The sequence below is a fragment of the Pseudomonas sp. MH9.2 genome, assembly GCF_034353875.1.
Classification (GTDB): Bacteria; Pseudomonadota; Gammaproteobacteria; order Pseudomonadales; family Pseudomonadaceae; genus Aquipseudomonas.
In genome coordinates this window covers 4,478,413-4,500,217 of sequence record NZ_CP133784.1, presented here as the reverse complement: position 1 = coordinate 4,500,217, position 21,805 = coordinate 4,478,413, and the positions used below count along the sequence as shown (strand labels likewise).

The window sequence follows — 21,805 nt, the reverse complement described above, 5'->3', positions numbered from 1 at the left end:
GCCGAATGGCCCTGAAAAACGCCATCCATAGCTCGCTCTCGACTACTAACGGCTGGCAGCTCCGGGTCGATTCCGGCACGGTGGTCGACGTTGAGGAGCGCAGGGTAATAAAAGTGTTGTTCAGTAGCATATAGACACCGTTATACAAGGCCGCTTTAAGCGGCCTTGTTGCTCCGGAGTGACTCTATCGCTACTTGATGAACGCTCTCATATCACCTGCCAGCCCGTCGATCGCGGCCTTGAAGTCACCCACGGTAATCGCCTGGCTTTCATTTTTCAGGGTTTTACCGAAAACTTTACGCACGACTTTCACCACTGGCGAACCCGTGGCGGCGTCGACAAAACTCGCCTCAATGTAAAGTTCACTGTTCTGATCGCGATGGCCGGAAGCAGCGCTGGCCGCCCCCACAACCGCCGCGACCGGAACCACTTCGTACCAGTGCATACCTTCGTTAGAGGCCGTTACACCCGTAATTGCCGCGTGCATGATCAAGGTTCGCGAACCGGGTGGTACAGCCTGCAGGCTGTTCACCACCCGGTACCTTTGTGAAAGAACGCCCTTGGCACTGCTGCTGGCATACGCCTGTATTTGCTTCAGCGTTTTCGTGTCAACCCGATCCGTCGGCTTGGGTGCGGGGTACAACTCAAGTTCGTTGAACACCACCGTAGAGTACGCCCCGGGTTTAAAGTCGGGAGCCACCCAGCGCAGCACTTCCTTCCCGCTCGACGACGTCGTTTCCTGGAGTCCATCGTAATTCGGCAAAAAGCCTGAGAACTGCTCCTTTTCAGTCACTTTCGAGACACAACCACCCAGCAACAAGCTGCTCAGCGCAATGCCGACAAGCAATTTACGTGATGCTTTCATGTGCTTTGTACTCATGGGATTAATAGGGTATTTATTGTTGTCAGGCGTTAGAAACGCCACGTCATATTGCCGGTAACAGACTGAATCCAGGCGCTACTGAACTGGCCGGAAACGCGGTCACCTGACAGACGTTTGCTCTGGTCGACAGGCATATCGCCCATCCACACAAAATCCCAGCCGAGGTTAAGGTCGGTATCATGATCCACTGCATAAGTGACCCCGGCCCCCACATGCCATTGAGCACTCATAGGGACATTCAAGGTTCGATCACTGTTCGATACCGCCGAGGTATCGTAGGCGACACCGCCACTCCAAAGCAGTTTCGGTGTGGCTCGGTACTGTGTGCCCAGCGCTAATTGATAGGTGTCCTTATAAGGCGCATTAACGGTGGTTGACTGCCCACCCGCCCTGGACGTATCGACATCGATATAGATCTCGCCGAACTGTGACCAGTCCTGCCAGTTGACGGTCGCCAGCACGGCCCATTGCGCGTCGAGTTGCTGATAGAGGCTGAGCGTGACCGTTTGTGGGACCTGCACACCGAGCGTGGTGTCCGTACCATTCACGCGGTCCAGTAACAGGCCATTCCCTTGAACGTCTATACGGTCCTTGAAATCAAGATTGATCTTACTGGTATAAGCAAAACCAATCCGGGTGCCCGGCTTGGGTGCATAAATAACCCCCAGGTTAGCGCCGTACCCCCATGTACTGTCCTCATATTTGTACTGCCCGTCAGCACGATCCGTTAATCCAAAAGGAGACCGATTGATCGCCGCCTGAGCTTGCAACATGCCGTACATGGCCTTTATGCCAACGCCCACTGACCACTCGTCATTGAACCGATAGGCCACACTGGGTACAAATGACAAACCACCAATACTTCCATATTGACTGAAGTAGCGACCGTACCAGTCATTCTTATAACTGAGCGCCAGACCGAAGTCGCCATACGTGCCAAAGCCGACACTCCAGTGTTCATCCAGTTTATGGCTTATAAAGAAGCTGGCACCCGGTGTCGGTTCAATAACATCGCCGCTGCCACTGCCAGCCACGTTAGTGTCCCCGTCAGCATCAAACTTCACATTGCCGTAAATAAGTTGAGCACCGGCCGCGATCTGGGTGCCCTCCAGATAACTGAGGCCTGCCGGGTTACTCGCAATGGTAGACGGCCCTTGCGCACGCGCCGCGGCACCCGCATTGACCAGACCGGTATTATCGCTACCGATCTCATAAAGCATGATGCCTCCTGCCAGCGCCTGTTGGCTGTAACAGAGCGTCAGCAGAGTAAACGCGGAGACCGGCAGCGTACCTGTTTTTGACGGCATAAGAACTCCAGGATCAAGTAGGCGCACACCGCCTACCCGATCGATTTCTGAGTGAGTTACTTACCTGACTGGCTCAACATCGCGTGCTGGATTTGCTCCTTCACTGCATCCAGGTTAAAGCTGGCACCCTTTTGCATTGGAGGAAACTCAATCGCAGTCGCCGCCACCTTGGCGACTTCTTTTTGCACGAACTGAAAGCGCCAAAATTCGTAGAGGAACCAGTTCATGTACTGGTATGAGCCTTGAGCGCCTTTGGTAAAGCCCGTGCGCTCGAAGGGATCAAGGCGCAGGTTGGTGAGAACCGGCATGTCCAACTTCACGGTACTGCCGATCCAGCCATCGGGTTGATCAGTGAAGCGGTATTTGAAATCGTCGATACGCACGGCGGAGAGCGTGCCTTCGGTGAAATAGAAGACTTCGTGGCGCGTCGACGGTCCCTTGCCCATGATCATGTCGGTCTGATTGTAGCCATCAAGGTGCACCTTGTAGCTTTGACTGCCGACTTGTTTACCCTTCAGTAACTCTTCGACGATGTTCGGATTACCCGCCGCAGCGACAAACGTCGGGAACCAGTCCATCCCTGACATGATCCCGTTCTCGACCTTACCGGCCGGAACTTTCCCTGGCCAGCGCAGAATGGCCGGGACACGGAAGCCACCTTCCAGCGCCGTCCCCTTCCCGCCAGCAAATGGCGTCTGACCACCGTCCGGCCACGTAAAGTTCTCGGCACCGTTATCGGTGGTGAATACAACAATGGTGTTATCGTCGAGGCCCATGTCCTTGAGCTTCTTCAGGACATCGCCAACGATGTCATCCAGCTGGGCCATCCCGGCCTCTTGGATAGTCCAGTCGTTGTCCGCGTTACGCATCCCTTCATATTTGGGCGACAGGTGCGTGGTGACGTGCATACGTGTAGGGTTGAGCCAGAGGAAGAACGGCTTGTCATCCTTCTTGGCCTTATCAATGAAGCTCAAGGCAACGTCGCGAATCTCCTCGTCGACCGTTCTCATTCTCTCCGGATAGAGTGTGCCGGCATCTTCGACTTTCTGCTTGCCCACTTTGCCCCAACGCGGCATCACCGTAGGGTCATCAGTGTCGGTTGCCCAGCTGTGCACCATGTTACGCGGGCCGACCGTATCTTTAAGCGCCTGTGGATAGTTTGGGTGGGCCGGATCTTCCATCGCGTCAAGGTGATAGAGGTAGCCAAAGAACTCGTCAAAGCCGTGAACCGTTGGCAGGAACTCGTTCAAGTCACCCAAATGGTTTTTGCCAAACTGCCCCGTGGAATAGCCCATCGACTTAAGCGTTGTCGCAAGGGTCAATGCCTGATCGGGAATACCAATCGGTGAACCGGCCTGGCCTACGGTGGTCATGCCCGTGCGGATGGGTAACTCACCGGTGATGAAGTTGGCCCGGCCAGCGGTGCAACTCGCCTCGGCGTAATAATCGGTAAACCGCATGCCCTGGGCCGCCAGACTGTCGAGGTTCGGTGTTTTACCCGCCATCATGCCTTGATGATAGGCGCCAATATTAAACCAGCCGACATCATCGGCCATGATGACAACAATGTTGGGTTTATCGGACGCGGCCTGCACGTGCAGGGGCATGGCAGTAAGCAGAAGTGTTGTTACTGTCAGCGCCAAAAAATCGATTATTTTTGTCACGGTCAGTTCCTCAGTACTCTTATGAAAGTCTCAGGACTAGCCTACAACGTGAAAATTCGGGATACACACAGTAGCTGAATTTAATCCTAGGCGAGAATACTCAGATAGCCACTTTCTTTTTTATCGCTCGCCCTGGAACGGCTGCCAACTTCCAGGCCTGCAATATGCCCGCAAAACCCTCTATCGCGCAGGTTCGTTACCGACACTCTTTCGTCGGCCCTCACAGAGATTCATAACGTTTAGACATAATAATTATTCAGTTTCACTATGAACACGACCCCCCGCGCCCGCAGATAAACAGGAATGAATATCGAAAACCGCCGAACACGTTAGTGTAAATACTGTGAGAAAACACAGAATGAATATTTGACAGACCTCTATCCTGCGTCAAAGCTGCAACAGCATTGGACAATGTTCTATCAGGACAACGGAATGCCGAAACATAAAAATAAATCAGCGCACTCCACATCGGGTTTACGACGCACTTTCATGACGCCCTCTCTGCGTATCGTTTTAGCGATCCTGTTACCCCTGGCAATTTTTAGTAGTTGGCTGTTCTTCCAACACAGTAAGCCCGCACCTTTGATCTATTCACCCGCCATCACATCAGCACCGCCGTCTCTGAAAACACCCCCCGCGCCAGCAGCAAAAATGGTCGACGAGCAGCAATGCCAGAGTTGCCACAGTGCGCAGGTAAAAGATTGGCAAGGCTCCCATCACCAGTTGGCCATGCAACCGGCTAACGCCGAAACGGTCCTCGCCAATTTCAGTGACGTCACGTTCAAAAACAAGAGAGAGACCACCCGCTTCTCTCATAAAAATGACGGCTTCTGGGTCAATACTCCTGGCGCAGACGGTAAACCCGCTGATTTCAAAGTCGCTTACACCTTCGGCGTCGCCCCCTTGCAGCAGTATTTGATAGAGACACCCGGCGGGCGGTTGCAAGCGTTGGGGGTGGCCTGGGATACCGAGAAACATCGCTGGTTTCATCTCTATCCAGGCCAAGGTGTGAACTTCAAGAATCCCTTGCACTGGAGCAAGCCGAGCCAGAACGCCAACTTCATGTGTGTCGAATGCCATACCACTGGCTTCAAACGCAATTTCGACGCCGTGAGCAATAGTTTTGCCAGCCAGTGGAACAGTCTGGGAGTCGGCTGTCAGGCCTGCCATGGTCCGGCCTCCAATCATTTAGCGTGGGCGACAAAGCCCAATGACCTGACGCATGCCGGCTTTGTCGTCGACCTCAAAGACAAAGACGCCACCACCGAGATCGAGACCTGCGCCCGGTGCCATGCTCGTCGCGCACCGCTGGACGACGGTTATCAGGTCGGCAAACGGTTGATGGATGATTACCTGCCCAGCCTGCTGACGCCCGAACTCTATACGGTGGACGGCAAGATCAAGGATGAAGTGTTCGAATACGGTTCTTTCCTGCAAAGCAAAATGTTCGACAAGGGCGTGCGCTGCAGTAATTGCCACAACCCTCATAGCACCGCACTCAAGGCCCCAGGCAACGGTGTGTGCGTGCAATGCCACAACACAGCAGGCAAAACCTCCGTCGAGCGTGTCAATGGCAAGGGCCTGCAAGCGAAGAACTACGACTCTCCCGAGCACCATCGGCATCAGGTTGGAAAGCCAGGCTCGCAATGTGTCGATTGCCACATGCCTGGCAAGCGGTACATGGGCAATGACTTTCGCCACGACCACAGTTTCAGTATCCCCAACCCCCTGCGCGCACAGACGCTCGGTACGCCGGATGCCTGTTTGAGCTGCCACCAAAGCGTGGCGGGCAACAAAATTATTGAGCAATTCAAGCTCTGGACCGGCGACCGGCCTGACCAGGCATCGCGCTACGACGAAAGCCTCTCGCTGATTCGCGGTGGTCAGGTCGGTGCAGCACAGGCGTTGTACGAGCAGCTGCAACGTAGCAATCTGCCCGCCATCCAACGTGCAACACTACTCGCCGAGCTGCCCGCCTACCCCAGCGCACAAGCGCTGAGGCTGGTCACCAAGGATCTGAACAATCCGGCACCGCATGTGCGCGAAAGTGCCATTCGCGCGGTCAGCGCCCTTATGCCCGAGGCGCAACGTCTGGCGTTGCTATCACCGCGGCTCGATGACCCGGTCCGCGCCGTACGAATCGCCGCCGCCCGTGCTCTGCCAGGCGCTGCGAATGGCGGATTGGGGGCATCGCAGCCAAGCTGGAATACAGCCATCGGCGAGTACGAGGCTGTGCAGTTGAGCCTGATGGAACGCGCCGAAGCCAACCTCAACCTGGCGATGCTCTACCAGGCCAGTGGCCGCAATGCAGATGTCGAACCCCGCCTGCGTGCAGCCTTGCAACGTGACCCGGATTTCTTTCCGGCGCTGGTCACGCTGGTAGAGTGGCTGGAATCAAATGCTCGCGGCAAAGAAGCTCGGCAGTTGCTGGACGACGGCCTGCGCGAACACCCTGACGTCGCCTTGCTACACCAGGCCCAAGGCCTGGCAATGATTCGCGCGGGACAGCGGGTGCAGGCCATCCCCGCGTTACGCAGGGCTGCCCGACTCGAACCGCAAAACGCTCAGTATGGCTACGTGCTGGCAGTGGCCTTGTACGAAAACGGCCAGGTCGATGAAGCCTGCTCACAACTGGAACAGATGCTCGAACACCAGCCAGCCAACCGCGATGCCAGGCTGTTGCTGATCCAGTACGATCTGAAGAACGGTCATGAGCCAAAGGCGCGAAAGTTGATAGACGCATGGACGCACATCAACCCTGAAGACCCTGCCCTCAAATGATTCCTTTCCGCCACTTAAATGCCCTTTTCTTTATGCCAGCCAGCATGAAGCGGATCGCCGGAAATGCTGCCCAAAACCACAGTTTTTGGACCGCCCATCTAAGTATTATGATCGACCTACAATACGTGCTATTGTTTTGACATCACGCTGTATGCGGGATCGGTGATCCTGGCGCACCTCGCCAGGTAAAGAGATAAGAAGTTAATGTGGTTTCCAAGAAGTAAAACCACAGCGCGCGGTTTGGTGGGTGTTGAAACAGGTCCAAATGGAATAGCTCTAGCCCACGTACAGAGAAGCCAAGGCGAAGCTCCACGCCTGCTCCACTGCAACTTCCGCGCAGCCACGCCCGAACAACACCCCACCGTATTGAAAAATATGGTCGACGAATCAGGCCTTGGCGGCTTGCCGGTCAACCTTGTGTTGCACCCCGCTGCCTACCAGATGCTGCTTCTCGACAGCCCCGATGTCCCCGCTGAAGACTTGGGCGCCGCCATGCGCTGGCGCATCAAGGACCTTATCAGTGAGCCCCTTGAAGATGTCGTCGTTGACGCATTTTCTCTTCCCGAAGATGCCTACCGTGGCCGCTCGCGCATGGCCTACTGCGCAGTGCTCAATAAGGCGCGCATGCAGAACTGGGCCAAGCTGATCAAGCACGCCGGTCTCCATCTGGTCAGCATCGACGTTACCGAAATGGCATTTCGCAATCTTGGTCTGTTGGCCGGTGCCGACAATCTGAACATCGCACTACTGCGCTTGCGTTCCAGCGAGGGCTTGATCTGCGTGCAGCATGGCGCGGATCTGTACATGGCGCGCGTCATTGAGCATGGACTGGAACAGGCTGGCCAGGATTTTTCTTCAGCCACCCTGGAGATCCAGCGTTCCCTTGACTATTTCGAGAGCCAGTTAGGCAAGGGGCACATCAATCGCCTGCTGTTACTGCCCATGAAGCGCGATGGCGAAGCCGCACTGCAAGCGCTGGGTAATGGACTGACCGTCAAACTACAGGCCCTCGACCTGCGCGAATTGTTCAGCGGGCAACCCGCCGCTGAACTGGACGAACAGATGCAGGCTCTCTGCATGGCAGCCGTCGGCGCAGCTCTGCGCCAGACGGCTTCCTGATGCAGAACCTCAACCTTTATCAGGTAGAAAAAAACGCGCACCACGGACCGCAGAAACTCCAGCTACTGGGCTGCCTCGCGGTGCAGGTGCTGGACGGGGCATTCGATCCGACCGGGGCCCGCTGGATGGTGATGTACAACATCGGTGCCGAGTCCGGTGGCAACCCGGTTGTCGGGAGTAATCTCTGGGCACCGGCCAATCCAGGTGTGATAACCCCAACAGGCAGTACTTTCAGTACTGCTTCCAGGCGCACCGGCTGGAGAAAGCATTATCGCGGTGGGCAACCTGCCCGCCACCGGTTTTCGCTTTGCCTATGCGTCGCCGCAGCAGCGTGTGTATCTGGCCCAGACGGTCGTGGGCTTTCGCTGCCAAAATGGCCAACTGCTTCGATATACCTATAACCAACTGCTTTCTACACTGCCCGCCGCCCCGCCGCCCGGTTCCAACCCTGAGCCGTTGGCTATGAATGTCGATTGTGGGCAAACACGCTTTACCTACCAGGCCGGCAGCACCGCGCGCGCCGGTTTGCTGTCCCTGATGCTGCATACCACCCTCGACGGCGAAAGCTTTCAACTCTTGCAACAGGTCCACATCGACAATGCGCCCTGATCCCCGCTGGCCCCATCGCGCCCAGGGTTTTGGCCTGGTTGCAGCGATGTTCCTACTCATCGTGGTCGCCCTGGTGGTGATCGCCATGGCACGCCTGTCCGTCGCGCAACACGGCACTCTTGCCGCTGGCCGATGATTACCCGTTTATCGCGGCCATTCGTCAAGGTTTCAGCGCTGCAACACTGACCGATACCGATGGTGCCTGTTTTGGCGATGGCAACAGTTGTTCAGCGTACAGCTATGACTTTAGCGACAGCCCCGGCAGCGAAGTTCGTCTGGGACGCTTGCGTCTGGACAATGCCCATGGCTCTGAGTTGCAGGCATTGGATCTGCCCTTGCGCATCGAGACGTGGCAGAACCTTGCGGGCGGCAGCTTTCGGGTCGAAGGCCTGGATACCTGCACCACGGCAGCCGTTTTGCAAACGCCCGCGCTGAGTAGCTACACCGGGCAACTCAGCCAACAGGTCTATGGCAATGACAAGGTTACGTTGATCGCACCCAGCGCAGGATTGGGGCTGTTGCGCTTGCAGCCTCCCGGGATCAACGGATCGGTACTCGGTGGATTACCGGCAACACCGTCCTGGCTTTTCTACGACTGGAATGGCAAGGGCCGTGAAGCTGCAACGGGGCTGGCCAGATTCGGCATCTATCGAGGCTCATCGCCAATGATTTTTCGCCGCGAAGTGTATCGCTAGCGACCTGCTACTCACGGGCGCTGGCGACTCACATCGACAAAGCGCTTAAAGCTTTGTTGTATCGACTGGTGCTCGCCACTCAGGCCGCTTGAACGCTGTCTCCGCTCCGGAGATGGAGACAGCGATACGATTCAGCACGTGCTCGGCGGTGTATTTCTTGGTGGTCGTGTTGAGGGCGATGAGGACAAGGCCAATCACCAGCACCGCATGAGGGATTTTTTTGATCTCTGTGTTTTCCAGGTAATACAAAAACCCACAGGCAGCGACAGACCCCAGGAGAGCCCCGGCAATCGCCTCCTGCAGCGGATGGATATAGGGTGCCACGCAGTTGATACTGAACCACCACGCGATCAATAACCCTAAACCAGCTCCTGGCCAGCGAAGACGAGGATTGATCTGTCGCGCAAGCAGGCTCATCGCCACGGGTAGCACCAGGCTAGTATTCGTGGCATGACCGCTGATGACCGCAATGTTCAGGCTTTCAAGGCCTATGCCCCATCCTTTGAAGAGGATTTTGCTCGCCCCGACAATCGCGTACACAAACAGCAGCAATGCGCCCCATAACAGCGCCGACTGTCTGGACCTGGAAAACCAAAGCCAGGCACCGATGACCACTGCCGCCGGAAGCATGACCGTGATTCCGCCGTACTGAGTGATGTCTGCCAACCTCATATCGCGTGCAACCTTTATAGACGTGTTTCACATAGACATGCATAAAACCAGAATTTGCTCTGCGGCCACTAGAAATATCTGTGTAAACGATAGCAGCACGTGCGTGTTTGTCCGGGGCAATGGGCTCACAAAAAAACGCCCCGTTCTTCATCCAAAGAACGGGGCGTTTCTGGTGCAACGGCTGGCTCAACTCAAGGTGCGTAAGTCAGCAGCAGCTCACTGGGCGCCTGAAAATCCAGCGACATCATCACGCTCAGCGCGGTAATGGTGAAGATCGAGAAGACGAACAGCTTGCGCGCCCAGACCCGGTCATCCACTGCCTTGTAACCGCTCCAGGCCATGTACAACCAGTACATGCCCATGATGGCCGCGACGGCCAGGTAACTAAGACCGGCGTAACCCCCCACGGTCAACATCAAGGTGGCCAGCAGGAATGCCAGGGTGTAGATCAGGATATGACGCTTGGCGACGACGATGCCACGCTTCACCGGCAAGACCGGAATCGACGCAGCGAGGTAATCGTTGAAGCGAAAGATCGCGATGGCGTACGAGTGCGGCATCTGCCACAAACTGAACATCACCAACAGGGTCAGTGCCGCCAAGTCGAAGCTGTTACTCACCGCGACGTAACCGATCACGGGCGGCATTGCCCCGGACAAGCTGCCGACCAGTGTGCCGTGCACCGATTTGCGTTTCAGGTACAGGCTATAGAAGCCGACGTAAATCACAAAACCGATCACCGCGAACAACGCCGCCAGCGGGTTGGCCTTGGTATACAGCAAGCCCACCCCGGCGATGCCAAGCACGCTGGCGAAGATCAGGGCCAGTCTCAATGAAACCAGACCCTGCACCAGTACCCGATTCCTGGTGCGCTCCATCTTCACGTCGATGTCGCGGTCGATGCAGTTGTTGAACACGCACCCGGATGCCACCACTAACGAAGTGCCGATGACAGCAGCCAGGAACAGGCCAAAGTCGACATGCCCTTTGGACGCCAGGAAAAAGCCACCTGCCACCGAAAGCACATTACCGAAAATGATCCCCGGCTTGGTGATTTGGATAAAGTGCTTCAGCGACATGGGGAGATCCTCAGTGCGCCATCATGTTCGTGTGGACGTTGTACATAATCCACAACGACAGGCCGACCACGATCGCAATGATCAGGGCGGTAAAGGCGAAGGCGATGATGTTCCAGCGCTGTTCGGACGACCTGTTCATGTGCAGGAAGAACACCAGGTGCACGAATATCTGCACCACAGCGAAGGCCACGACAATGGCCAGGGTCATCGTCTTGGGGAACACCGGGTGCATCAAAAGACCGAAAGGGATCACCGTCAGAATCACGGAGAGGAAAAACCCGACGGCGTAGGACTTCAGGCTGCCATGGTCGGCACCGCCATGGCTGATATGTGCGTTAGCCATTTACAGCGCTCCCATCAGGTAGACAACGGTGAACACGCAGATCCAGACCACGTCCAGGAAGTGCCAGAACAGACTCAGGCAGCTCAGACGCGTGTTGTTGGTTGCGGTCAGACCTTTCTTCTTGATCTGGAACATCAGCACCGCCATCCAGATCAGACCGGATGTCACGTGCAGGCCGTGAGTACCGACCAGCGTGAAGAAGCCTGACAGGAAGGCGCTGCGATCAGGGCCAAAGCCCTCGGCGATCAGGTGATGGAATTCATTGATTTCCATGCCGATGAACGCGAGGCCCAGCAAGAACGTTACCGCCAACCAGGCGATAACCCCGTTCTTGTTGCCCTTGTGCATCGCCAGCATGGCGAAGCCGTAGGTGATACTGCTGAACAGCAGGCAGAAGGTTTCTACCAGCACGTAAGGCAGTTCGAAGATGTCTTTGCCCGACGGGCCACCTGCGACGTTGTTACTGAGCACCGAGTATGCGGCGAAGATCGTCGCGAACAGGATGCAGTCAGTCATCAGGTAGATCCAGAAACCGAACACGGTCATGGACCCGGCATCCTCGTGCCCATGCTCCTCAGCATGGGCAATCTGAGTTTCTAATACTAAGTTCGACATGGTTTAAGCCTGCTTAGCCAAAGTTTGAAGGCGTGCATTTTCGATTCGCGCCACTTCTTCGGCGGGAACGTAGTAGTCGATGTCATCGTCGTTACTGCGCATGATGAAGGTGGCTACCATGCCGACCAGACCGACGGCGGCCAGCCACCAGATGTGCCAGATCAACGCGAAGCCAAAGACCAGACTGCCAAAGCTGATATACACGCCAACACCGGTGTTGCGCGGCATGTGGATCTTCTTGTAATCGGCTGCTTTTTTGCTCTGTACACCGCGTTCCTTGGTCTCCCAGTGGGCGTCCAGGTCATTGACGTGCGGTTGCTCGGCGAAGTTGTAGAACGGCGGCGGCGAAGAGGTCGACCATTCCAGCGTGCGGGCATCCCACGGGTCACCTGTGAGGTCACGGTTTTTCTCGCGATCACGGATGCTGACCACCAGTTGCGCGATCTGGAAGATGATGCCGACCATGATGACCAGCGCACCACAGAACGCAGCGATCAGCCACGGTGTCCATGCCGGGTTGTCGTAGTGGTTCAGACGACGGGTCATGCCCATGAAGCCGAGCACGTACAGCGGCATGAATGCCAGGTAGAAACCGACGATCCAGCACCAGAACGCATACTTGCCCAGACGCTCGTTCAACGTGAAGCCGAACGCTTTCGGGAACCAGTAGGCGAAGCCCGCCAGGTAACCGAACACCGCACCGCCGATGATCACGTTATGGAAGTGCGCGATCAGGAACAGGCTGTTGTGCAGCACGAAGTCAGCACCCGGAACCGCCAGCAGTACGCCGGTCATGCCGCCGATGCTGAAGGTCACGATAAAGCCCAGGGTCCAGAGGATCGGCGTGGTGAATTGAATTCGCCCGCGGAACATGGTGAACAGCCAGGTAAAAATCTTCACTCCCGTGGGCACGGAGATAATGATCGTCATGATGCCAAAGAAGGCGTTGACGTTGGCCCCCGAGCCCATGGTGAAGAAGTGGTGCAGCCAGACAACGAAGGACAACACGGTAATGGCGATGGTCGCGTAGACCAGCGAGGTGTAACCGAACAGGCGCTTTTTGGAGAACGTCGAGGTCACTTCCGAGAATATGCCGAAGGCCGGCAGGATCAGGATGTACACCTCGGGATGGCCCCAGGCCCAGATGAGGTTGACGTACATCATCGGGTTGCCACCAAGCTCGTTGGTGAAGAAGTGCATGCCCAGGTAACGGTCCAGCGTCAGCAGAATCAAGGTCGCGGTGAGGATCGGGAACGACGCCACGATCAAGATCGCGGTGCACAGGCAGTTCCAGGTAAACACCGGTATTTTCATCAACGTCATGCCAGGGGTGCGCATTTTCAGGATGGTGACAACGAAGTTCACCCCCGTCAGCAACGTACCCAATCCTGACAACTGCAATGCCCAAATGTAGTAATCGACCCCGACACCTGGGCTATACGCCAGGCCGGAGAGCGGCGGATAAGCAACCCAACCGGTACGGGCAAACTCGCCGAGCCCCAAGGACAGGTTGACCAGTACCGCGCCGACCACGAACAACCAGAAGCTCAACGAGTTGAGGAACGGGAAGGCAACGTCGCGAGCGCCGATCTGCAGCGGTACGACGATGTTCATCAGGCCGACCACAAAAGGCATCGCCATGAAGAAGATCATGATCACGCCGTGAGCGGTGAATATCTGGTCGTAATGTTCCGGAGGCAAGTAGCCTTCGGAACCCGCGCTGGCGAGGGCCAGCTGCGAGCGCATCATGATCGCATCGGCGAAGCCGCGCAGGAGCATGACCAGCGCAACGATGATGTACATCACACCGATTTTCTTGTGGTCGACCGAGGTCAGCCATTCAGTCCACAGGTAGGACCACTTGCGGTGATAGGAGATTGCAGCAACCAATCCCGCACCCACCAGCATGATGATAACCAGCGTCACCATTACGATCGGTACATGGAAGGGAATGGCTTCCAGCGTTAATTTACCGAACATCTCTTACTCCTCTGCGCCGGCAGCCGAATGCATTTTCATGTCCATGCCCGTCATTTCTGGTGCATCGTCCGCCTTGTGGTGCATCCCCTTGGCCTTGTTCATCCCTTCATATTTATCAATGATGGTCTGGAACAGGTTGGGCTGAACGCTGGCGAAGTACTCAACAGGGTTTTTCACGCTAGGCTTGGCCAACTGATTGAATTCAGCGATTTCAAGCGGGTGTGGTGCTTTTTTGGCTGCTGCGACCCAAGCATCGAAGTCCGCTTGCGACGTGGCATAGGCCTTGAATTTCTGGTCCGAGAAGCCTTCGCCGCTCAAGTTGGCCGCCATGCCGTCGTACACATGCTCTTCGTTGGAGATCAAGTGCAGCTTGGTTTCCATACCGGCCATGGCATAGATCTGACCGCCAAGGCCCGGGATGAAGAACGAGTTCATGGTGGAGTCGGATGTGATCCTGAAGTTAACCGGGACATTGGCCGGGAACTTGATCTCATTGACCGTGGCGATACCCAGTTCCGGGTAGATGAACAACCACTTCCAGTCCATTGCGACGACTTCAATGACCACCGGTTTGACGCTGGAGTCCAACGGTTTGTAGGGGTCAAGTTCGTGACTCGATTTCCAGATCAGGATACCCAGCGCGATCACGATCAAGGTTGGAACGCCCCACACCACGGCTTCAATCTTGCCGGAGTGAGCCCAGTTCGGCGCGTAGGTCGCCTTGGTGTTCGAAGCGCGGTATTTCCAGGCGAAGGCGAACGTCATGATGATCACCGGAACAACCACCAGCAGCATCAGCAGCGTCGCGGTGATGATCAGATTTTTCTCGTCGATGCCTATCTGCCCTTTTGGATCGAGCAGGGCCATGTTGCAACCACCCAGCGCAAGCATGCTCAAAAGGGCCAACGAGCCAAACAATCTGGGGTACCTTTTTCTACTCATCTCACGACCTCTAAAGCTGCGCACGCAATGCACATAGGTTTCGACCGCCAACACTTCACCCTGCCAGGTGTTGGCATGTTTTTTTGATTGAATAAGGGCCTGCCAGAAAAGCTCGAGAGCTGGGCGGCAAATCCAGAATTGTCTGTGGTTTCTTATTGAACTGGTGTGGCAACGGCCTGGTTAGCAGACCAATTCCATTTGGTGCGGATTTTTTGAAAGGGTGTCAGTCCCTGAAATCGTATCGGCGTGATCTACATAGAGTGCGTAGAGACGCTTTCGACCTCGTTTCTTGTCAATTGCAAAGCGGTGCTGACTGATAAGTGTTAGCGATTGTAGATATGTAACCATTTGTTGACTATGACTTATTCTGCAACAGTTATTCTCATATTCAGCAATGATCAGCCAGCAAGGACATTATCGGGGCTGAAAAAAAGCCCTACTTTCCGTAGGAAAACAGGGCTTTTGCGGTGTCCAACTGAATTCAGCGGGCGGTGCGACGATTACGCATGATCCCCAGCGGTACCAATATCACTGTCAGAACGAAGGCAGCCAAAGCCCACTGCGCCAGCGACAAACCGAGGATAGGTGGGTACGGCGTGGTGCAGAAGCCATCGACCTGGAAGCCCAACGGGAACCAGGACGCCAGCGGCAGACCGTCGACGATAGGCTGCAATACATCCAGACCGCAGCTCTCGTTCGGATTCGCCAGGATGTAGACATGACGGCCGGCAGCGACGATGCCGCCAATCGCACTGAGCACGGTCAGCCCCTCGAACACCGTAGTACTGCGTCTGCCCGGCATCGCGGCACCAATGAAGGCGAAGATGGCGATAAACAGCAAGGCATAACGCTGAAGAATGCACAGCGGGCATGGCGCCTCGTCCAATACCACTTGCATGTAAAGCGCGCCTCCGATCAACGTGAGGCAGATCACCCCGAGCAAGACCAGAAAGCGCTTTTCGCGTCTTAGGTACATCGTGCTGTCGCTCATTCCCTTACCTTTTGAAATGGTGTGACCCGGAGTGTAAATGCACAACGGTCTGATCGCCCGCGATAATCGTGGGCAGAGGTTACCAACTCAAGTGAAAAACCGCTGTACGGAACAATTCAGGCGCCCGATGGCGATGGATCTGACACACCGCGTCAAACCCTTCGCGAACGCTGACTACCTATCCTGTCTTGTCACATTGCTTACAAAAACAGCTGCCGACCTCATGATCACTCAGATGCTTCATTCTTACCCAAGCATTGAGTAATCAAGCGACAAGCTCAATGCATGTGTTTTTTGGGTTTTCAAACAAAATCATCCCGATAAGTCAGTTGTCTATTCGGTGATCTTTCGTTCTGTATAAAGGATAATAACTGAATCCAAGGCATCGAGAATAGTCCGACTATTTTGGGTCTCGAGTGCGGCATCCAGGACCTTCATGTACCCGACCAATTCCATGTGCTTATTCTTGGCGAACCCAGGCTGGACTTCTTGATCCTCAAACCGCAAAACATAGGTACTGCAGTACTCTTTTATGAAAAAGCAAACTGAAGCTTGATCAGGCCGCAGATAAATAATTTCCTCACATTGGTTCATCGCAAGCTTGAATGAATCAGTTCCTGAGTGGGAATTAGAGAATAGCTGAAAAACTTCATTGAAATTCATATTAATATCTCGCATCCTTGACGATTGTTCTGAAGAGTATCTTAGCAGGGGCAGACCATGTTCACATTGAACACTCTGATTCTAATCATTATTTGAGGAGCATCGAAAATAGCCACTTCTTTCAGCTGTTTGTGTATCGCTAAACATTAAGCACTCTGTTATCAACATTTTAGAGTTAGCCCTCATTGAATAACTGGTCAGTTTCTCGGCTTTTTAGAGGTTGTTCTCCACATTGTAGGCGAGCCTTTTCTATAGGCACCATCACATGCCATCGTGCCCCCCGTACCTTTCACCGCATGTTCTGATCCATTTCCATCAGGATGCATCGCTGCGGGTTTATTTACGCTTACTTGCGTACTCCGCATCGGGTATCTCTTTCTGGAACTCAACTACTTAGTCCGTGGAACTTGGATATCTCACCAGAACTTGAAGTCATATTCAGAGTTTTTTTTCCTAGGCTAACGCGTTCACCAAATAGTTTCAATGGGTACATGCTTCCTCCAAAAAATGCTTTGAACACTTGATTGTTAACGCCTCAACGCTGACCGCCTTCAATTGAAGCCTGAATGGAAACTATCGATGAATGTGACGACTGAAATATGCGTTGTTAAGTGTGGTAATGTAGGACGCTTCACGGGCGATGTCGTAATAATTAAGCATTCAGGTTTTCAGGTCAAGAAGTTTTATGAGACCCGCGGCTTTAATATAATGTTACAGATTTTAATTTGTGAGCACCTTCATGACCGAAAAACCTCGTTATCAATAGATACAGCCGTTTTTTTTGCGGAATGAACGCGGGGATGTTTGTATTGTTAGTCGGTAGGTTTCAAAACGGTTTCCAGTTCATTGTTCCGCCCTTTGTCCTGTGGTAACAATAGAATCGTTGCCAGCATGGCCAGAACGTAAATAGATGCCAGCAGTGCAATCGCGGCGGAAAAGGAATAGCTGTAGGCAATCGCGCCGACTATCAAAGGACCGAAGCCTCCCACACCGCGTCCTATATTGAAGAGTACATTCTGAGCGGTCGCTCTTGCTTGGGGAGGATATAGTTCAGAAATCAAAGCTCCGTAACCACCGATCATTCCATTCACAAACACACCCATGACTGCTCCGGTGAGCAGCATGCTCAAGGGATCCTCTAGGCGGGCATAAAAGAGAACCATGACTGCCGCGCCGGCTTGGTACACAAGAAAGATTCGCCACCGGCCATATTTGTCGGCTAGTTGACCAAAGATCCAAATGCCAATTGCCAATTGCCATGCCTGCAACGGTCACTGCCGTCCAGGTCCCGGACTGCATCAAAGAGAAGCCGAACCGTTCGGAGAGGTAACTTGGCATCCAGATCATGAGCCCGTAGTAACCGAAATTCTGCACTGAAGTCAGTACTGTTACTCCAATGCTTGCCTTCAGGGTGTGGCGGTCTTTGATTAACTCTCCAAATCGACGAGCGAAAGATAATGGCTCCTTTGCAGAACGTATGAACTCTTCCGGTTCCCCCATGGCATGACGAATTACAAGCGATACCAGCGCCGGCGCCAAACCCACCAGGAACATTCCTCGCCAGCCTATATGAGGAAGAAGAACGGGCGTTATCAGAGCAGCCGCCAAAACACCGGCCTGCCAGCCCAACGCTACATATGAAGAGGCGCGATTGCGTTTACTGGCAGGCCAGGTTTCAGCAATAAGCGCCATTCCGATGCCAAACTCGCCCCCCAGGCCGAAGCCCGCAAGGGTGCGGTAGATCAGAAGGTCCCAATATCCCTGAGCAACGGCACACAACCCAGTGAATATAGAAAACGTCAGGATGCACAAACTCAGAACCCTGATTCGACCAAAACGGTCGCTCAACTGACCGAAGAATAGCCCCCCAGCCACAGCCCCCAGTAAAGTCCAAGTCACAAGCGAGCCTGCCTGAGAGATGTTCAACTGAAGGGAGAGACTGATTGCGGGCAGCATGAATCCAAGGATCAATAGGTCAAACCCGTCCATCGCATAGCCGCTAACGCTGGCTATCAAAGCTTTAACGGGGGATTCGGCGGATTGAATTTTTTTGGGTAGCTGTGGATCTTTCACGGTTTGTTCTCCAAACAAGCTGTCGGCATCTGAATAGTTATGACGTGGACGTCGGCGCGTATGAGGCAGCGCGTTTATTTCTGTCTAATTTTTGATACAGACGGGACCGCCCCCCCCTCATGCACTGGTGAGCATCGCTGACGTCGCTCCTGTGTTGCGTAAGCGAAGAACAATAGAGGGTGAAAGTCATGCTCGCTTAGCTAGCGAACCCATTGCCTATAGAATCTTCGTGGTACACGCTCAAGGCGGATCGCCTCAAGACGGACCTTGCTTTAAAATTACCTGATAGGCCGGATGTCTAAATATTGATACAGTGGGTAAGTCGAAACCGGCATACCATTTCGCTGGATGTGGCCGCGGGGCAAAGCATCATGTCTATTAACCACACTGATTGGTGTCTTCAGGAAGCCGCGCAAGTGAGTCAAATTGATTACATAGCAATAGGCGAACGTCTCAGGGCTTATCGAATAGGTCGGCAACTGAATGCGGACCAGATCGCGGAAAAGCTGCAAATTTCGCGTGCCGCCGTCTACAGATTAGAGCTTGGAAAAATTTTCAAACTGGAAACCCTAGAGAGACTAGCGGTGCTTTTGGATGTGTCATTTTCTAGCCTTATAGGTTCGGATACTGAGTATTTCGACAATGCGCTGGGCTATTTCGAACGTATGCGTCAGTTGGAAGCCAAGTCAACTCGCATCCTTTCGTACTTTGACCCATTTTCCTACCTACTGACCTCACCAGCATACAACGACCAGTTTGTCACCATGCTTGGCGAGTCCAGGCCAAAGGATTTCACCGATGAGGACGGTCTCAAGCAAATACTGATATTGAGCATTTTGAATGAGCGGAAAGAGACATTCTTGAAGCACAAATTCAAGGTCAGGCAAATTATCAGCCTCAGGCAAATAGAACGCTTTCTTCATATCGGCTTGGTGGGGCGTTTAGATCTGCCGCCAAGCGTAAGAATGGAGCGTGCCCTGCTTGCTCGACGGGAGGTCGAGCATCTAATTGATCTCATCGGTGCTGAATCCAATATTGAAATATTTGTTATAGATGACAGCTTGCCCAGTACCACTTTCCAGATTTTCGAACAGCCCCACGCGTCTTACGTAGCCGTTAGCCCTTACCGTCTAGGAGAGTTACCGAATATCGACACTGGCATTGCAAGTGTCGCTTCCGCCCCGGAAGTTGTTGACATGTATAAAAAAATGACATTAGGCCTCCTTGATCGAGCTAGTTCAGGGAACAGCGCAAGGCAATTGCTAATAGATCTGCTTGCCAAGCTCTAATCACTTGCCATACCACTATATGGATGATGGCGCCGTCCTGACCGAGCGCTCCAAAAAGCCCAGTCCCCATAGGGAGCTATACTATAGATGCAACCGAAGTCTTAGTGACGCCAACAATAAAACGGCAAACTCGCTTGAAATCTTCCGTTCTTTCAATATTGTCCGGTGCTTGACGAAAAGCATCGACTGGACCGAAGCACATCACGGGCTTTGAGAACCGGACAGCAAGCTCCAGTTCATTGAGCGTACCTAGCCCCCCTGGCAGCGCGATCACCACATCACTCGTCAAGATGTTCACATAGTTGCGGCTAAGCGCCGCGACTGGCGTGTTGGAGTCATACCTCGGTAATGGTGTGACGATAGTGATGTCAACAAAGGGATTTGGATATTCAGCCAATGGCACGAATCCGCAGGATTGGTCTGGTTGAGTCGGAACTATGCCAATAGAGCGCCCTAGGCGAGGCGATGTTTGCCTGAATGCGCGGCAGGTAGCAAGCATCGAGCCACTCCCCCCGCCGGTCACTAAGTCATATCCATTCTCTGCAAGCCACTGACCAAGCGGATTGGCAAGCTCGATCCATTCTGTTGTGCCCGACCCCATCACGCCCACTACCGGCATTTTATGCCTCCTTTAAAAATAGAAAATAACGCATTGCACAGCTGCAGGTTATATCAATTTTGATACGAAATCTGCCGTTTTTTTGATAATCGCCGATATTCTGGTGAATTTTAACGCTTGAATGGATATTTCTCTCCTGATAGTCTAAAAAAATAGACAAATTGACATCCCAAAATCAATCACCTTTAGGCCGTCTACGCACCAGGCCGTCCAGGTTCAAATCACGAGAAAAGGAAAATCTGATGCTCGATCAAGCAACCAATGAAATGCTGACACGTATAGGTCCCAACACCCCATGCGGTGACCTTATGCGTAGGTATTGGCATCCTCTAGGTTTCTCTTCTGAATTGAATGAAGCGAGGCAGACAAAGAAGGTTAGGTTGTTGGGGGAGGACCTGATCCTGGCACGAACTGAAGAAGGCAAGCTGCTGCTGGTTCAGGAGCGCTGCCCTCATCGTGGAGCTTCGTTGCTATATGGTTTCGTAGAAGGGGAGTCAATCCGCTGTGCTTATCACGGCTGGCGATACAATCGAGCAGGAGAATGCGTAGAGCGGCCCTTTGAATCAGAAAAGGCCAACCGCGCCTGTAAAAAGCTGATTCAAAGCTATGCGACCGAGGAGTGCGGTGGATTAATCTTCGCCTATTTAGGGCCTGAGGTGGATAAGCCTGCCTTTCCAAACTGGGACATCCTTACCCGAAACGATGGGGTTCGCCATTTTGAGACTCAAGATGATCTCGCCTGTAACTGGCTACAGGTTCAAGAGAACGCAGTAGATGTCACTCATACTTTTTATACCCATTCCAAATATTTTGAGCATTTGGGGATAGCGGATAACTCAGGATTCAACAAGCCTTTTAAGCGTTTTGGCTTTCAACGGTTTGACTGGGGCATCGTGAAAAGCTGGGAGTATGAAGGGTTTGGTCGGGGATGGGGCAACCTGATGGTATTTCCCAACATGCTGCGGATCATGACCGAAATGCACTGGCGCGTGCCCGTTGACGATACGACAACGCGTATCTTCTGGGTTTCTTTTTTACCCTCAAAGAGTTTGGCAGATAATCAGGCTGTGCTTCCTCCAAAAATTATTACCCAGCCTTCCAGGATGGATGATCAAGGCCGCTACACCATGGATACATTCATGAGTCAGGATGCCATGGTCGTTGAAACTCAGGGGGCTATCCTGGATCGCACGAACGAGCTCCTTGGCGCCTCGGATCGTGGCGTTGTCATGTTCCGAAAGTTGCTTAAAGAACAAATTGAGATTGTTCAGGCGGGTGGCCGTCCAATAGCCAATATTTACGGGGACTGTCCGAAAGTCACCGATCTTCGCCAATGGATGGGAGGCTATCTGCCGATGAGTTGCCAACCCGATCCAAGTTTTGTGCAGAAAAAGGCGTTCGAGGATATTTTCGATCACGCTCATGAGGAGTACGAAATCCCAGCAAGCTCTCCCGTTGCACGATCGTAATGCCACGGTGCC

At 53.8% G+C, this 21,805-nt stretch carries 19 protein-coding genes and 1 pseudogene; 7 read left to right on the top strand and 13 right to left on the bottom strand.

The window, feature by feature from the left end:
• Positions 1–190: 190 nt before the first annotated feature.
• The 3 genes from RHM55_RS20720 to RHM55_RS20710 are packed head-to-tail and all read right to left on the bottom strand — an operon-like array spanning position 191 to position 3,797.
• Entirely contained in the window at positions 191–865 is a 675-nt protein-coding gene (locus tag RHM55_RS20720; protein ID WP_322183045.1) for a DUF3313 domain-containing protein, read from the bottom strand.
• A gap of 47 nt (positions 866–912) precedes the next feature.
• On the bottom strand, positions 913–2,190 hold the full coding sequence (locus RHM55_RS20715) for an OmpP1/FadL family transporter (protein ID WP_322178102.1): 1,278 nt from the start codon (positions 2,188–2,190) through the stop codon (positions 913–915).
• Positions 2,191–2,246: 56 nt separating this feature from the next.
• Positions 2,247–3,797: an arylsulfatase gene (locus RHM55_RS20710; RefSeq protein WP_322183043.1), complete on the bottom strand. Its 1,551-nt coding sequence runs from the start codon at positions 3,795–3,797 to the stop codon at positions 2,247–2,249.
• A 546-nt stretch (positions 3,798–4,343) separates the two neighbouring features.
• Here RHM55_RS20710 and RHM55_RS20705 point away from each other — a divergent pair.
• The 5 genes from RHM55_RS20705 (at position 4,344) to RHM55_RS20685 (ending at position 9,058) form a co-directional block, all read left to right on the top strand.
• On the top strand, positions 4,344–6,635 hold the full coding sequence (locus RHM55_RS20705) for a tetratricopeptide repeat protein (protein ID WP_407074560.1): 2,292 nt from the start codon (positions 4,344–4,346) through the stop codon (positions 6,633–6,635).
• A gap of 204 nt (positions 6,636–6,839) precedes the next feature.
• A complete protein-coding gene (locus RHM55_RS20700) occupies positions 6,840–7,754 on the top strand; it encodes an MSHA biogenesis protein MshI (protein ID WP_322178100.1) in 915 nt (304 codons plus the stop codon).
• 276 nt (positions 7,755–8,030) lie between these two features.
• Positions 8,031–8,363 (top strand): hypothetical protein, encoded by a 333-nt coding sequence (locus RHM55_RS20695; protein ID WP_322178099.1) that lies wholly within the window; start codon positions 8,031–8,033, stop codon positions 8,361–8,363.
• Positions 8,353–8,499 carry a hypothetical protein gene (locus tag RHM55_RS20690; protein WP_322178098.1) on the top strand — a complete coding sequence of 49 codons (147 nt, stop codon included), beginning with the start codon at positions 8,353–8,355 and terminating at the stop codon, positions 8,497–8,499. The genes RHM55_RS20695 and RHM55_RS20690 overlap by 11 nt, the downstream gene beginning before the upstream one ends.
• Positions 8,483–9,058 carry a DUF6701 domain-containing protein gene (locus tag RHM55_RS20685; protein ID WP_322178097.1) on the top strand — a complete coding sequence of 192 codons (576 nt, stop codon included), beginning with the start codon at positions 8,483–8,485 and terminating at the stop codon, positions 9,056–9,058. The genes RHM55_RS20690 and RHM55_RS20685 overlap by 17 nt, the downstream gene beginning before the upstream one ends.
• 45 nt (positions 9,059–9,103) lie before the next feature.
• Here the strand turns inward: RHM55_RS20685 and RHM55_RS20680 are convergent, their stop codons facing one another.
• The 9 genes and pseudogenes from RHM55_RS20680 to RHM55_RS20640 form a co-directional block, all read right to left on the bottom strand.
• Positions 9,104–9,730 (bottom strand): hypothetical protein, encoded by a 627-nt coding sequence (locus tag RHM55_RS20680; protein ID WP_322178096.1) that lies wholly within the window; start codon positions 9,728–9,730, stop codon positions 9,104–9,106.
• 191 nt (positions 9,731–9,921) lie between these two features.
• Entirely contained in the window at positions 9,922–10,809 is an 888-nt protein-coding gene (gene cyoE, locus RHM55_RS20675; RefSeq protein ID WP_322178095.1) for a heme o synthase, read from the bottom strand.
• A gap of 10 nt (positions 10,810–10,819) precedes the next feature.
• On the bottom strand, positions 10,820–11,152 hold the full coding sequence (gene cyoD, locus RHM55_RS20670) for a cytochrome o ubiquinol oxidase subunit IV (protein ID WP_219060992.1): 333 nt from the start codon (positions 11,150–11,152) through the stop codon (positions 10,820–10,822).
• Positions 11,153–11,767 carry a cytochrome o ubiquinol oxidase subunit III gene (locus RHM55_RS20665; protein WP_219060991.1) on the bottom strand — a complete coding sequence of 205 codons (615 nt, stop codon included), beginning with the start codon at positions 11,765–11,767 and terminating at the stop codon, positions 11,153–11,155. It lies immediately after the preceding gene.
• Between the two features lie 3 nt (positions 11,768–11,770).
• The gene (gene cyoB, locus RHM55_RS20660) at positions 11,771–13,747 is read right to left on the bottom strand and encodes a cytochrome o ubiquinol oxidase subunit I (protein WP_322178094.1); all 1,977 of its coding nucleotides are present in this window, start codon (positions 13,745–13,747) and stop codon (positions 11,771–11,773) included.
• Between the two features lie 3 nt (positions 13,748–13,750).
• Positions 13,751–14,689 (bottom strand): ubiquinol oxidase subunit II, encoded by a 939-nt coding sequence (gene cyoA, locus RHM55_RS20655; protein WP_322178093.1) that lies wholly within the window; start codon positions 14,687–14,689, stop codon positions 13,751–13,753.
• Between the two features lie 481 nt (positions 14,690–15,170).
• Positions 15,171–15,680 (bottom strand): disulfide bond formation protein B, encoded by a 510-nt coding sequence (locus RHM55_RS20650; RefSeq protein ID WP_322178092.1) that lies wholly within the window; start codon positions 15,678–15,680, stop codon positions 15,171–15,173.
• Positions 15,681–17,155: 1,475 nt separating this feature from the next.
• On the bottom strand, positions 17,156–17,596 hold the full coding sequence (locus RHM55_RS20645) for an MFS transporter (protein WP_322178091.1): 441 nt from the start codon (positions 17,594–17,596) through the stop codon (positions 17,156–17,158).
• 16 nt (positions 17,597–17,612) lie between these two features.
• Positions 17,613–18,332 (bottom strand): annotated as a pseudogene (locus RHM55_RS20640) (MFS transporter); the annotation flags it as partial.
• A gap of 455 nt (positions 18,333–18,787) precedes the next feature.
• On the opposite strand from RHM55_RS20640, the gene RHM55_RS20635 reads away from it, so the two are divergent.
• Positions 18,788–19,705 carry a helix-turn-helix transcriptional regulator gene (locus RHM55_RS20635; protein ID WP_322178090.1) on the top strand — a complete coding sequence of 306 codons (918 nt, stop codon included), beginning with the start codon at positions 18,788–18,790 and terminating at the stop codon, positions 19,703–19,705.
• A gap of 76 nt (positions 19,706–19,781) precedes the next feature.
• Here RHM55_RS20635 and RHM55_RS20630 read toward each other — a convergent pair whose 3' ends face one another.
• Entirely contained in the window at positions 19,782–20,324 is a 543-nt protein-coding gene (locus RHM55_RS20630) for a hypothetical protein (RefSeq protein ID WP_322178089.1), read from the bottom strand.
• 242 nt (positions 20,325–20,566) lie between these two features.
• Here RHM55_RS20630 and RHM55_RS20625 point away from each other — a divergent pair, with 242 nt between their 5' ends.
• Positions 20,567–21,793 (top strand): aromatic ring-hydroxylating dioxygenase subunit alpha, encoded by a 1,227-nt coding sequence (locus RHM55_RS20625; RefSeq protein ID WP_322178088.1) that lies wholly within the window; start codon positions 20,567–20,569, stop codon positions 21,791–21,793.
• Positions 21,794–21,805 lie beyond the last annotated feature (12 nt).